Here is a 12,873-nt window from a genome sequence, read left to right as displayed (position 1 = left end):
GTCTACGAGGCTCAACACCTGTAATCAAGCATTTTTCCTCCGGTACACCCGCTCTGGCCGACCGACCACACCATAAGACAAGTCGGCGTATAAATCGCCTGAGCTGACTAAGTGCTCGAGATAACGGCGGCCGGTGGAGCGGCTGACACCAATTTCTTTGGCGATTTGATCAGCGGTCAAGCCGCCAGATGCGCTCGAAATCGCTTGCACGATTTTTACTAACGTGAGCTTATCAATTCCTTTGGGCAGGAAAGAGGTGTCTAAGTTGGTTTCCTTCTTGGAGGTTCCAGACATAAGGCGATCAACATCGCTCTGATTGATCATGCCGCTTTCGTTCATCCGGCTCAGTTCACGATGGAAATTCAGATAGCGCAATAGCGTTTCTTGAAGCCGATTAAAGACGAGCGGCTTAATGATATAATCAAACGCACCGCTCCGTATAGCGTCACGAATGGCGTCTATTTCTTTGGCAGCTGTGATCATAATGACGTCTGTTTCCCGGTAATGCTGCCGAATAAAGGAAAGCATCTCTAAGCCGTTGGCACCCGGTAAGTAGACATCGAGCAGGACGAGATGCGGAGTCAGGATTTCCAACTGTTCCTTGGCTTGACCCACATCCGTGGCGATACCAACAACGTGGAATCCTTCCACTTTTTCTATGAATCGTCTGTTAATCTCGGCAATTTTCACATCGTCTTCTACAATCAATACTTCAACGGTTTGATTCTGGTGTTCCATGGGGCAGACTCCTTTCTTTGAGATCAGGGATCTTGGGAATCGCAACGGTGAAAATGGTGCCGCCAGCGGGGTTTTTATGAAAGGTAATGTACCCACTCAACTTTCCGACAGCATGCTGGACCAAAGTGAGACCAATGCCGCGGTGTTCCCCCTCTTTGGTCGAAAAACCTTTTTCAAAAACAGCCATACTCGTTTCCTCAGGAATGCCTACGCCTCGATCCTCGCATTCAATGATAAGATCCTCTCCAAGGTCGGTTAGAAACAACTTCACATAAGGCTCCGTATGATCGCCACCAGCAAGTACCGCTTCCATAGCATTGTCAACAAGGTTACCAATGATGGTAACAAGCATATTTCGATCAATCTTAGCCGGGATATCGCTGAATGAGCTTTCGTGATCAATTTCGAACGTTATTTTTAATTCCTGTGCATGATTAAATTTGCCAATAAGCAGCCCGCCAATCATGGGATCGGGGATTTCTCGCATAATGAATTGTACCCAATTCTGATGCACATCGGCCTCCCGAGAGATAAGTTCGACCGCTTCTTGATACGATTCGAGCTGGATTAGCCCGGAGATGACGTACAGCTTGTTCGAAAATTCATGCGTTTGTGCGCGAAGCGCTTCTGCAAAGCGTTTGACTTGAGACAGTTCTTCGGCCAATCGATACAGCTCTGATTTGCTGCGAAAGCTCGAAACTGCACCCGTCACGCCTAGTTTTCGCTCAATTATCGGTACCCGATTCACAATAACCTCATGGTCGCCAATGAGCATTTCATGGTCAAATTCGGCTTTACCCGAACGAACGACTTCATACAATCTCGTATTTGGTATAACGTCTTCAATTTGTCTTCCAGTAATTTTTGCCGTGACAGGCAGCTGCAGCAGCTGAAGCGCATAGCGGTTTGCCATCGTTATAACACCCTCACGGTTAACAGCAATAATGCCTTCGCGAATGGATTCTAGAATCGCCTTCTTTTCGGTATATAAGGCGCCGATTTCCTTGGGCTCCAAGCCATGAATGGAACGCCTTACGTTATTAGCGATGAGGACGGAGCCGACAAGTCCAACGACGAGAACGATCAATGAGATCATCTCAATTCGTGTTTGATACGCAGTGGTAATATGTGCAATGTCCTCTGTCAGGAAGCCAACGGATACGATACCAATCACGTGGCCATTGTCGCCAAATACTGGAGCTTTCCCGCGGAGGGAGGGACCCAGAGACCCAATTGCCTTGGAAATAATGGATTGCCCTTCAAGAACGGGACCGTTATCTCCCCCAACCATTTCTTTGCCTATTCGGTCAGGCAGGGGATGCGAATAACGGATACCTTCGCGGTTCCCAACAACGATGTATTCCGCATCTATTTTCTCACGTATCGTTTCCGCTATGGGTTGAATAACAGCCGAGGGATCGTTTAATTGAAAGGCATGTCTGATTTCAGGCATACTAGCCACTGTTTCGGCTACCTTCAAGGCGCGTGTGCCAATCTGATCCTCAAGGGCGGAAGTCATTAAGTAATAGAAAATGCCGCCTAGACTTAGGATGATGAAGACAAGCAATGAACAAATAATCAAGATTAGCTTGGTTTGCAGCCTCATTCCGAGTTAAAGCCCCCCGTTTTTGCTAGTATTGTATCATAAAGCGCTCTCATTTTGAGGGAAAACGCGTCGAAGCTACCGTGAACAATATGAACAAAATGCCCAAAACGACGTTATTATAATTAATCTTGTTAAACTTTTCAATTTTCTATTCAGGTGATATTCTGAAAGCGCTTCAAAGAAAGCGGATACACATACAAAACCAAAAAGTTGGAGGGGTTTCATTTGATAAAAAATGTATTGGCAGCATCTTGGAAAGTAACATCGATCAGTTTATTAGCAATCTCCTTGGCGGCATGCGGTAATGGGGCAGCTAAACCAACAGACACAACAGGTGACAAGGCCAAAGAAACAACAGCACCAGCACAAGCGGCATCCAAATATCCAGAAAAAGCGCTGAGTATCATCGCGCCATCCGGTGCAGGCGGCGGTTGGGATATGACGGCTCGTACGATTGCTAAAGTATTGTCAGAAACGAAAGCACTCGATAAGCCAGTTTCGGTAGAAAATAAACCGGGCGGAGGCGGAGCAGTTTTCTTAGCCGAATACGCGACGAAAGATGTGAAAGACAATTACAAATTGTTTGTAAGCTCGCCGCCGATTCTCATTAACCATCTGAAAAAAGAAGGCAACACGCCATACGGTTACACAGATACAACGCCACTTGCTCAATTGACGAAGGATTATGGCGCAATTGCGGTTGCGGCAAACTCGAAATATAAAGATTTGAAATCACTACTGGATGATTTGAAAGCGGATCCTACGAAATTGACGGTCGCTGGCGGTTCTGCACCTGGCTCCATGGATCACTTGGTTTCCATTCTTCCTGCTTTTAAATACGGTATCGACCCGAAAAAGGTGAAATACGTATCTTATGATGGCGGCGGAGAAGCAGTAACAGCTTTACTAGGCGGGAATGCAGATGTACTTGGAACTGATGCATCTTCCTTGGATCAGTATGTGAAAGCTGGCAAGATCAGAGTGCTCGCGGTAGCAGCTCCAGGGCGGCTTGGTGGCAGCATGAAAGATGTTCCAACGATGAAAGAACAAGGTGTTGATGCTGAGTTCTTGATCTGGCGCGGCTTCTTCGGACCGAAGAATATGGATGCTGGTGCGAAGAAATTCTGGGAAGATACGATCAAGAAAATGGTTGAGTCCGATACATGGAAAAAAGAAATGACTGCAAACAACTGGGAAACAGACTATAAAAAAGCGGATGATTTCAAAGCTTTCCTAGGTCAGCAAGAAACGCAATTGAAAGATATGTTGACAGCTTTGGGTATGCAGAAATAAGAGAGCCTTGGGATGCTGGGGAGAAGCGAATTCGGCTTCTTCCCATGCACGAAGGGCGGGAGGTTGAGAAGGCAGATGAATACCATGTTTGACCGTTATGCAGGCATCGTTTTTTTTGCTATCGGCACCACATTTGTGATCGGCAGCAGAAGCATTTCAACAAGTGCATATGGCAGTAACGTAGGCGCGAATATATTCCCAATGATGCTGGGAGCTTTCTTAGCGCTAATGAGCATTCGTCTTATTTATGATTCGTTCCGCAAGCAGCAAGCGAAAAGACATAAAGAAGATTTAGATTACAAAAGATTTGGCATCATTTTTGTTGCAGCAGTCCTTTATGCATTATTTCTCGAAGATGTCGGATTCGTCATCTCCACATTTCTCTTTTTAATGATTGGGTTCCAAACGATGCAAAAAGGTAGAGTTTGGGTTTCACTGGTGATATCAATTGCTTTTTCCTGTGGTGTTTACTATTTGTATGTGAACGTGTTGGATGGTTCTCTTCCTGGATTCCCAAGTTGGTTAGGCTTCTAAGATATCGCTTATGCAGTGGGTTTGCTAAAAAGCAAGCTCTAAGGAGGTTATTGAAATGGGCACGATTGATTATGTGCTTCATGGCTTGGGTACTGCAATGCAGTGGCACAATGTCGTGTTTGTTTTTCTAGGCGTATTAATTGGTACAGTGGTAGGTGTCCTACCCGGGATTGGACCTATGAGCGGTGTAGCTCTCTTAATCCCGATTACAGCGACTATGACCGCAGGATTAGGTCCTGAAGAAGCCGCGACGAGTTCCATTATTCTGCTCGCTGGTGTCTATTATGGAGCGATGTACGGAGGTTCGACGACTTCTATCCTGCTGAATACACCGGGAGAATCTTCTTCCGTAGTAACGACCTTAGATGGTTATCAAATGGCCAAACAAGGCAGAGCCGGGGCAGCACTTGCGATTTCGGCGATCGGCTCCTTTGCGGCCGGCATTATTTCCCTAATAGGCCTTATCTTTCTAGCTAGGCCATTATCGGCAGTTGCGATCAAGTTTGGTCCTGCCGAATATTTCTCCCTCATGGTTCTCGGCTTACTCGCAATCAGCGGTCTAGCTGGCAAATCCATGGTCAAAGCTTTAATGATGACAGCTTTCGGTCTGCTGCTCGCAACGATTGGGATTGATAATGTATCCGGCGTTGAACGATTTACATTTAATATTCCGGAGCTCTATCAGGGCTTGGAATTCCTTACCGTGGCCGTAGGTACTTTCGCTGTCGGTGAAGTATTCAAGACCATTCTACAGCGTGAAGGAAACGATGGTGAATTAGCCAAAATCAATCGAATCCTGCCAACCAAGCAGGATATGAAAGATAGCGCAGGACCGATTGCCCGCGGTTCAGTTCTTGGATTTTTCATCGGGCTATTGCCAGGAGCCGGTGCGATTCTAGCCTCCTTTTTCGCTTACATTGTAGAAAAGAAAATCAGTAAAAATCCCGAGAAATTCGGGAAGGGTGCCATTGAAGGGGTGGCTTCTCCGGAAGCTGCGAATAATGCGGCGTCAGGCGGCGCAATGATTCCACTTCTGACACTCGGCATCCCTTCATCTGGTACGACGGCTATTCTGATGGGTGCTTTCATTATGTACAATGTGCAACCAGGTCCTTTGTTATTCCAAGATCACCCGCAGCTTGCATGGGGCGTTATAGCCAGTATGTTTGTAGGCAACCTGATGCTGCTTATTCTGAATATGCCGCTCGTTAAAGTGTTTGCCAAAGTTATTGAGACACCAACGAAATATTTGATTCCATTAATTATTGTGTTTTCTGTATTCGGTGTCTACGCGGTTCAATATTCAACGTTTGATTTGCTACTAATTATGGGCTGCGGTCTTGTTGGGTACTTCTTATCGAAAAACGATTACCCGTTAGCACCACTGGTACTTGGTCTTATTCTTGGACCGATGCTGGAAAATAACATGCGCAGAGCGTTGACCATTTCGAATGGAGATTTCATGATTTTCCTACAAAAACCTGTTTCCCTCGCTTTCTTGATCATTGGCTTCTTATGGTTGACGATCCCGTTAATCTTGAAGATGAGAGGCAAAAATGTTCTTGTAAACGAAGAAGCATAAGCTGGACGAAAGCCCCTATGTTGCTGGGTGGAGATCTGATGCCAATCAGCCTCTATCGGTAGACTAGGGGTTTCATTTCATGGAGTGAAATCTAATGGATGTACTTTATCTTATCGTACTCAATGTTATTGTACCTGTATTTTTATTAATTGGAGCAGGGGCTTTTATGCATCGTGTTTTTCATTTTGATATGCATACACTGTCTAAGCTCAATGCGTATTTCTTACTTCCAGCCGTCTCGTTTACGAATATTTATCAAAGTAAGCTGGAGTGGAGTACGCTGCTGCAAATCGTTAGCTTTTTGCTTCTCCAAAGCATTGCTCTAATCGCGTTGAGCGCAGGAACAGCAAAGCTGGCTAAATTTGATAAAAGTTTGTCCTCTAGCTATTCGAATAGTGTCGTACTTAGCAACTCTGGTAATTTCGGTTTACCGGTGTCACAGCTCGTGTTTCAGGGGAACCCGGTCGGCTTGTCTGTTCAAGTCATTGTAACCATCTATCAAAACTTGTTAACTAACACATTTGGATTGGCGAATGCCGTTTCCGCTCATAATCAGGGGCAGAAGATGCTGCGGGAGCTTTTGAAAAATCCCATGATACATGCATTTGTATTGGGGCTTCTGATGCATGTTCTGGCGATTCCAATCCCGGCATTCATATGGCATCCACTCCAAAATGTATCTAACGCCTTCCTTGCTATAGCATTAGTGACGCTAGGTGCACAGAGTGCTTACTTGCAGTTTAGGAGGCTAAGCAGCGTACTTATCTTCAGTCTGATTGGAAGACTAGTTGTCTCCCCGATCCTAGCATTAATTTTAATTTTACTGCTTCATTTAGAAGGTACAACGGCACAAGCATTGTTTATCGCCAGCTCGTTTCCCACCTCAAGGAACAGCGCGGTATTTGCATTAGAATACGGGAATCACCCGGAATACGCAGCTCAAGTGGTACTGCTTTCTACTTTGTTCAGCAGCTTGACTGTTGCCGTAGTCGTGTATGTATCGAAACTATTATTTTAGCCTAAAGTGCCGATTCAGAATCGGGACGATCTATCTCGCGTGTATACACCAGATGTTGCTTTCGGGTTCATTGCAGGTCCTATGCTTTCCGGGTAACTTCCGAGCTGCCCTGGATTGCCGAGTGACTACCATCAATGAGGAAATGAAGCTAGCTGCTTCCGCGGCTATCGCCTCGGTTGTCTCACCTCAAGAGTTGAACAAGCTGTATATCATTCCGAGCGTATTTAATCAGAAGGTCGTCAGACGGATACGGGAAGCTGTTATTTTGGCTGCTTTGGAAACGGGAGTGGCTAGAAGAATTCCCCGTGAGTTCGGACATCAGAGCAAGCGGCCCGGAATGTACACCCAGAAAACAATTAGAAAGGAAGTATAATTTAATATGGAACTGGAATGGCTTTTACTCGGATTATTTAAAATTATCATTATTAACATCATCTTAAGTGGCGATAACGCGGTAGTTATCGCCTTGGCATGCCGGAATTTGCCTGTAGAACAGCAGAAAAAAGCGATCTTCTTCGGCAGCTTTGGAGCTATCGTCCTTCGAGTGGTACTTACTTTTGTTGCCGTATGGATGCTCCAAATTCCATTCGTACAAGTGATTGGCGGCATCATGCTGATCTGGATCGCCTTAAAGCTAATGAAAAATGAGGAAGCGGAAGATCATATTTCTTCCAGCCAGCACCTTGGCGCAGCCATCAAAACGATCCTTATCGCCGATCTGGTAATGAGTCTGGACAACGTCCTCGCTGTGGCCGGGGCGGCTAACGGTCAGTTCCTGCTGATTGCTTTAGGACTTGGCATCAGTATTCCTTTGATCATTTGGGGAAGTCAGCTTTTAATGAAGTTAATGAACCGTTTTCCAATCATTGTTGTGCTTGGCGTTGGTTTACTGGGCTACACATCGGGGGAAATGATCATGAGCGATAGAGTAATCGCTTCCCAAATGGAATCGGTGCATCCAGCGATGCATTTCGTTCTCCCTGTTTTGCTTACTGTAGCAGTAATCGTTGTAGGCAAGCTAATGCAAAAAAAGCAAAAAGAGGAGTCCATTCAAGGAGATTTGGCAGGATAATAAAAATATAGTTTTGGAGGAATTGCTATGGGTGGTTTGGAAACAAAAGCAATCGTAGAGATAAATCAGCTGGCTAACCAATATAAATCGAGCATCGTTCTCAAGGTTGGGACTCGTTTCATTGATGTGAAAAGCATTCTTGGTCTGAGTATAACGCTATTCAGCAACCAAGTTTACCAGCTCGAAATTCATGGGCCCGATGAAGCTGAGGCTAAACATGCAATGGAGGAGCTATTTAATAAACATGGGCTACCGCTAAGCGAAGATTAGACATAACACCCAAGTGCAATTCCGATTGCACCACCAAGTGAGGCATCCCAGACTTGGAACAAAAAAACCTTCAACACCACTTATAAGGTGGAGTTGAAGGTTTTTTCTATCCCAATTTTTCTGTTCATGGCAAGGCATAAGAGAGCAAGTTGTTGTAAAAAGTACAACATCGAGAGTAACAAAAGGAACTAGAATGCGTTATTCATCGAAAAATCTACCTTTTTGCGTGTTAAGGGATTATGGATGCGCTAGTATGTTCACCACGAGACCTGAGGCCTAGACCCCAGGCTATTCTTCATTACTTCACCTTAAAATGCACAACCGCACTGTACAGCATTTTACCAGCGTTCGGATCGAACACGATGTGATGCTGAATCGCGAAGACGTCAAGCAATAAAGCTTTGTTGTTATCGATTTGCTCGTTGATTTGCCGTTCCAGCGTCTTCATATCATAAGCTTGAAAAAACTCGATTTTATTATCGATACGATCCAAAATAAAGTCCATGATCTTACTCCTCTCCAGGCTAAATTGTAAACTTAAGACAACTTCTCTTATTATAACGTCAATATCTGATATAGGAAGTACATGTGAATAGGCGTATACTGTAAGGGAATACATGACCGCATGTTGCAATGGATCGGGAATACCTCATTTGCTAGACAAACTTGTAGTAGGAAGTGATGTCGTTTTGAAGTCTACACGGTTATTGGTTGATTTCTTCAAAGAGAAATGGCCGTTGTACGTTGTAGCCGCATTGTCCATTTCTTTAGGTAACATTGTTCACTCTTACTACCCCAAACTGTTAGGCATATTTACAGATCAGCTGCAGCAAGAACGTTTGAGCAAATCTCTTATTATTGACTACAGTCTAAAACTGCTAATGATCGGTGTTACATTCGGTGTTTTAACAGCGATTGGTCAGTACATGATCATGCGTAATGGAAGACGCTTCGAGTTTGTTTCAAGAAACCGCTTGTTTAACCATTTCACACAGCTGGGCGCAACATTTTACTCGAAAAACGGCGTTGGTAAGCTGCTGAGTTACGTGATGAATGATGTCACTGTCATTCGAGAATCGATCTCCATGGGGATTAACCATGTGGTAAACTCTGCGATTTTGATCACGGCTGTCATTCTTATGATGCTGTTCAGTTCGATCCCGCTCTATTTAATTCTCATCTGCATATTGCCCTTATTGCTTATTCCAGTTCTAACTGTTCGATTTCAGCCTATTATTAAAAAGCATTCCTTACAGGTACAAGAAGCATTAGGTAAAATGACGGAGTCGGCCGAGGAGCAATTCGGCGGTATCCGGGTAGCCAAGAAATTTGCGGTGGAACCGATCATGGTTCGTAGGTTCAGTGAAACGGTAGATCGGATTCGTGACAACCAATTGAGGCTCGTTCGGCTATCATCCTTATTTGAAGCACTTATTCCGTTTCTGGGCGCAATATCGCTGATCATCGCGATTGCTTTTGGGGGCTATTTGACCATTCAAGGGAGGATTACGATCGGCAATTTCGTTGAATTAACGCTATACATACGGATGATGGTAAACCCTTTACAGCAAATTGGCCGCGTCATTAATGCCATGCAGCGTTCTCGAGCTTCGCTTGAACGAATGAATGAGCTGCTCGATTTGAAATCCGAAATTGTGCAAAAGGAGCTTGCGCAAATATCCGATCTCGATCACGAAGGAATTCGGATTGAACATTTGTCCTTTGCTTATCCAGATGACGAAGACGAAGTGCTTCATGACATTACATTAACGATTGAACCAGGTAAATCCATTGGCATTATCGGGAAAACAGGCAGTGGCAAATCGACCTTGGTGAAGCTGATGCTTAGAATATACGACCCGCCGGAGGGAACGGTATGGATCGGGGATACGGATATTCGCGATGTGACATTAGAAAGCCTGCGTAATCAAATCGCTTACGTTCCTCAAGAGGGTTTCTTGTTTAGCACGACCATTCGGGATAACATCGCCTTTTATAAAAGAGAATCACCCTTAGAACAGGTTGAGCGGGCTGCCAAAAAAGCGCAAATCCTCTCCAGCATAACGTCATTTCCTGAAAAGTTTGAGACGAAGCTGGGTGAGCGCGGTGTCACCTTATCGGGTGGGCAGCGTCAACGAACAAGCTTAGCCAGAGGGATCATTAAGGATTCTCCTTTGATGATTTTAGATGATAGTGTAAGCGCTGTAGACTCTGTAACGGAGAGGCATATTATCGATACAATTCGTAAAGAGAGATCGAACAAAACGACCATTTGGATTGCTCATCGGATCTCCGCACTGAAGCATACGGATGAGATTATCGTGCTTCATGAAGGCAGGATTGTGCAGCGCGGTACGCACGAAGAGCTAATTGCGCAAGAAGGATTGTACGCCGAGCTTCATGCGATACAAGAGGGAGGTAGCGACGATGCCCATACGGAGCAACAAAAGCAGTGAGGAGCGGCAGAAGACGCGATCTTCTTTTCGTGCTTTATCTGCTTATGCCAAACCGCACAGGTTCACCTTTGCAGCTGTTTTATTTTGCGCGTTACTGGGGATAGCTGCGGACTTGCTTCAGCCTTATCTGGTTAAAATCGCGATTGATGATAATTTGATGATTGGGAAAAATGATTATCGCTCACTGCTGCTCATATGCTTGTTTTATGCAGGTCTGTCTATCAGCAGTTTATTTTTCAGTTATTTGCAGAACAATTTATTGCAGTTTGCCGGGCAAAGCATCGTCGCCAAAATTCGCAAGGATTTATTCGAACACATCTTTAAGCAGTCGATGTCTTATTATGACCGGACGCCAAGCGGCAGCCTGATTACGCATGTTTCTAGTGACACGGAAACGCTGAATCAGTTTTTTACGCAGGTTCTTCTTAGCCTGGTACGCGATAGTATGACGCTCGTATTCATCATCGTGCTGATGTACCATCTAGACCCTCAGCTAACGCTGTACAGTATGATCGTGATCCCAATCATTCTTCTCATAGCGGTCAGTTTTCGCAGATATATGCGCAAAACGTATCAGCTCTCGAGGACGCAGCTGTCTCAAATGGTTGCTTTTGCCGCTGAGAATTTATCTGGGATGCATCTCATTCAGGCTTTTCATCAAGAGAAGGAACAGATGAATCGCTTTACGGAGAAAAATCTAGGGTATTTTCGTGCTAATTTGAGAGAAATTCGAACCAATGTTTTGTTCAATCGCTCCTTTGATATTTTGGGAAATTTATCGGTAGCCTTTATCACTTGGATTGGCGGTATGGCCGTTTTTGATAAAACGATTGAATTCGGTGTATTGTATGCTTTTATAACGTATATCCGGCAGTTTTTTCAACCGATTAATAACATTACGCAGCAGTGGAATACTCTTCAATCTACGACGGTATCTGTCAATCGAATTTGGAATATCTTCTCTATTCAACCGGAAGTAAAAGATAAGGAAGGCGTGTCGCCGCTTTCGTTGTCCGATGTGAAGGGGGACATACATTTCAATCATGTGCATTTTGGTTATTTGAAAGATACAGCAGTTATCGAGGATTTAGAGCTTCATATTGAGCCGGGCGAAATGATCGGTATTGTTGGGACGACGGGCGCTGGTAAAAGCTCGCTGATTAGTTTGCTTTGCCGCTTTTATGATGTGCAGGAAGGAAGTATTCGCATTGATGGCACGGATCTGCGGGATATCCCGCAGGCTGATTTACACCGAATGGTAGGACTTGTACAGCAGGAACCGTACTTATACGCAGGCAGTATTCTGGATAATGTGCGGATGTTCGATGAAAGCATAACGCGTGAGGAAGTAATTGAGGCATGCCGGATGGTTGGGGCAGACAATCTTATTTCACGAATGAAGGATGGTTATGAAACACGCATATCCGAGAGAGGAAGCGGGCTTTCCGCAGGAGAGAGACAGCTGATCTCATTCGCGCGAATTATCGTATTCAAGCCGAAAGTACTGATTCTTGATGAAGCGACAGCGAATTTGGACTCCCAAACGGAGCAGTTGATTCAATCTGCGCTGCAGGTCGTTGCTGAAGGAAGAACGACACTTGTCATCGCGCATCGCATCTCGACCATTATGCATGCTAACCGCATCATTGTGATGAGTCATGGGAAAATTGTTGAAGAAGGGAATCACGCTCAATTACTTGCGCTCCGTGGCTATTACGAGCAGTTATATCTGCATTCACAAGGGAATATGGATTCTGCACAAACCATTTCTTAGCATGAATGCGCAGCAATTGAGGGTTGAAATAAGCTTTGTCGGACTCCTTGTTAGGAAGTCGTGACGAAGCTTTTTTTTGTATATGCATGATAATAGTCCTAGAAAGATGCCGGAAGATTCTATCGGTTTATTGCATAATTTGACTGGTATAACTGTCTTGAAAAGAGAATGTTGATACTATTTTACCATTGATTTGAATTATGTTAAAAAAGCAATTTAGTTACAATATAATAACTTTACAAACAATAATGGAAAATTGTGTTGTTTTATTTAGTTTACTATACTATACTAATGTATAAAATTGTAAAGTTTTGCTGTCGATTATTGTCGAAGATGGGAATTTTCACCTACAACTTAATAATGGCAAACCTATTGAAAAATAGGGACGCAAAACTAGAGGGACTACATCCAACAAGGATATGTCAGCCAGTTGCATTGTAGCAATTGGTGGAATAGGGCATTTATGCCTGTGTTTCTCCTTTTTTTTGTGAACATTTTCTTCAAGCAATTCTATCGATAGGAGAGAAAAT

At 44.3% G+C, this 12,873-nt stretch carries 11 protein-coding genes, 1 pseudogene and 1 riboswitch; of the genes and pseudogenes, 9 read left to right on the top strand and 3 right to left on the bottom strand.

Annotation, left to right across the window (positions count from 1 at the left end; translation table 11 throughout):
* Positions 1 to 24 precede the first annotated feature (24 nt).
* Positions 25 to 738, bottom strand: coding sequence for a DUF977 family protein (locus NYR53_RS21895; protein WP_261301280.1), 714 nt, complete (start codon positions 736 to 738; stop codon positions 25 to 27).
* Complete coding sequence (locus tag NYR53_RS21890) at positions 713 to 2,344, bottom strand: ATP-binding protein (protein ID WP_261301279.1); 1,632 nt, start codon at positions 2,342 to 2,344, stop codon at positions 713 to 715. Before NYR53_RS21890 ends, NYR53_RS21895 begins: the two co-directional genes overlap by 26 nt.
* Before the next feature lie 225 nt (positions 2,345 to 2,569).
* Between NYR53_RS21890 and NYR53_RS21885 the strand changes: the two genes are divergently transcribed.
* The 7 genes and pseudogenes from NYR53_RS21885 (at position 2,570) to NYR53_RS21855 (ending at position 8,113) form a co-directional block, all read left to right on the top strand.
* Entirely contained in the window at positions 2,570 to 3,637 is a 1,068-nt protein-coding gene (locus NYR53_RS21885) for a Bug family tripartite tricarboxylate transporter substrate binding protein (protein ID WP_261301278.1), read from the top strand.
* 75 nt (positions 3,638 to 3,712) lie between these two features.
* Positions 3,713 to 4,171 carry a tripartite tricarboxylate transporter TctB family protein gene (locus tag NYR53_RS21880; RefSeq protein ID WP_261301277.1) on the top strand — a complete coding sequence of 153 codons (459 nt, stop codon included), beginning with the start codon at positions 3,713 to 3,715 and terminating at the stop codon, positions 4,169 to 4,171.
* Positions 4,172 to 4,226: 55 nt separating this feature from the next.
* The gene (locus NYR53_RS21875; RefSeq protein ID WP_261301276.1) at positions 4,227 to 5,753 is read left to right on the top strand and encodes a tripartite tricarboxylate transporter permease; all 1,527 of its coding nucleotides are present in this window, start codon (positions 4,227 to 4,229) and stop codon (positions 5,751 to 5,753) included.
* Between the two features lie 94 nt (positions 5,754 to 5,847).
* A complete protein-coding gene (locus tag NYR53_RS21870) occupies positions 5,848 to 6,771 on the top strand; it encodes an AEC family transporter (protein WP_261301275.1) in 924 nt (307 codons plus the stop codon).
* A gap of 76 nt (positions 6,772 to 6,847) precedes the next feature.
* A pseudogene (locus NYR53_RS21865) lies at positions 6,848 to 7,144 on the top strand (hypothetical protein); the annotation flags it as partial.
* Positions 7,145 to 7,150: 6 nt separating this feature from the next.
* Positions 7,151 to 7,843 carry a TerC family protein gene (locus tag NYR53_RS21860; protein ID WP_261301274.1) on the top strand — a complete coding sequence of 231 codons (693 nt, stop codon included), beginning with the start codon at positions 7,151 to 7,153 and terminating at the stop codon, positions 7,841 to 7,843.
* 27 nt (positions 7,844 to 7,870) lie between these two features.
* On the top strand, positions 7,871 to 8,113 hold the full coding sequence (locus NYR53_RS21855; RefSeq protein WP_261301273.1) for an HPr family phosphocarrier protein: 243 nt from the start codon (positions 7,871 to 7,873) through the stop codon (positions 8,111 to 8,113).
* 298 nt (positions 8,114 to 8,411) lie between these two features.
* On the opposite strand, the gene NYR53_RS21850 is transcribed toward NYR53_RS21855, so the two are convergent.
* On the bottom strand, positions 8,412 to 8,618 hold the full coding sequence (locus NYR53_RS21850) for a YrzA family protein (RefSeq protein WP_047673864.1): 207 nt from the start codon (positions 8,616 to 8,618) through the stop codon (positions 8,412 to 8,414).
* A gap of 184 nt (positions 8,619 to 8,802) precedes the next feature.
* Here NYR53_RS21850 and NYR53_RS21845 point away from each other — a divergent pair, with 184 nt between their 5' ends.
* A complete protein-coding gene (locus NYR53_RS21845; protein ID WP_261301272.1) occupies positions 8,803 to 10,569 on the top strand; it encodes an ABC transporter ATP-binding protein in 1,767 nt (588 codons plus the stop codon).
* Positions 10,541 to 12,343, top strand: a complete 1,803-nt coding sequence (locus tag NYR53_RS21840; protein ID WP_261301271.1) for an ABC transporter ATP-binding protein — start codon at positions 10,541 to 10,543, stop codon at positions 12,341 to 12,343. Before NYR53_RS21845 ends, NYR53_RS21840 begins: the two co-directional genes overlap by 29 nt.
* A 352-nt stretch (positions 12,344 to 12,695) precedes the next feature.
* A riboswitch (cyclic di-GMP riboswitch) is annotated at positions 12,696 to 12,781 on the top strand.
* Positions 12,782 to 12,873 lie beyond the last annotated feature (92 nt).

It is taken from the genome of Paenibacillus andongensis (assembly GCF_025369935.1).
In the GTDB taxonomy this organism is placed as follows: Bacteria; Bacillota; Bacilli; order Paenibacillales; family NBRC-103111; genus Paenibacillus_E; species Paenibacillus_E andongensis.
This window is presented reverse-complemented; position numbering and strand designations above follow the sequence as displayed.

Bases quoted from the DNA above. Each gene is read 5' to 3' on its own strand.
- NYR53_RS21895 (WP_261301280.1), bottom strand. From the start codon at position 738: ATGGAACACCAGAATCAAACCGTTGAAGTATTGATTGTAGAAGACGAT.
- NYR53_RS21890 (WP_261301279.1), bottom strand. From the start codon at position 2,344: ATGAGGCTGCAAACCAAGCTAATCTTGATTATTTGTTCATTGCTTGTC.
- NYR53_RS21880 (WP_261301277.1), top strand. From the start codon at position 3,713: ATGAATACCATGTTTGACCGTTATGCAGGCATCGTTTTTTTTGCTATC.
- NYR53_RS21875 (WP_261301276.1), top strand. From the start codon at position 4,227: ATGGGCACGATTGATTATGTGCTTCATGGCTTGGGTACTGCAATGCAG.
- NYR53_RS21870 (WP_261301275.1), top strand. From the start codon at position 5,848: ATGGATGTACTTTATCTTATCGTACTCAATGTTATTGTACCTGTATTT.
- NYR53_RS21860 (WP_261301274.1), top strand. From the start codon at position 7,151: ATGGAACTGGAATGGCTTTTACTCGGATTATTTAAAATTATCATTATT.
- NYR53_RS21855 (WP_261301273.1), top strand. From the start codon at position 7,871: ATGGGTGGTTTGGAAACAAAAGCAATCGTAGAGATAAATCAGCTGGCT.
- NYR53_RS21850 (WP_047673864.1), bottom strand. From the start codon at position 8,618: ATGGACTTTATTTTGGATCGTATCGATAATAAAATCGAGTTTTTTCAA.
- NYR53_RS21840 (WP_261301271.1), top strand. From the start codon at position 10,541: ATGCCCATACGGAGCAACAAAAGCAGTGAGGAGCGGCAGAAGACGCGA.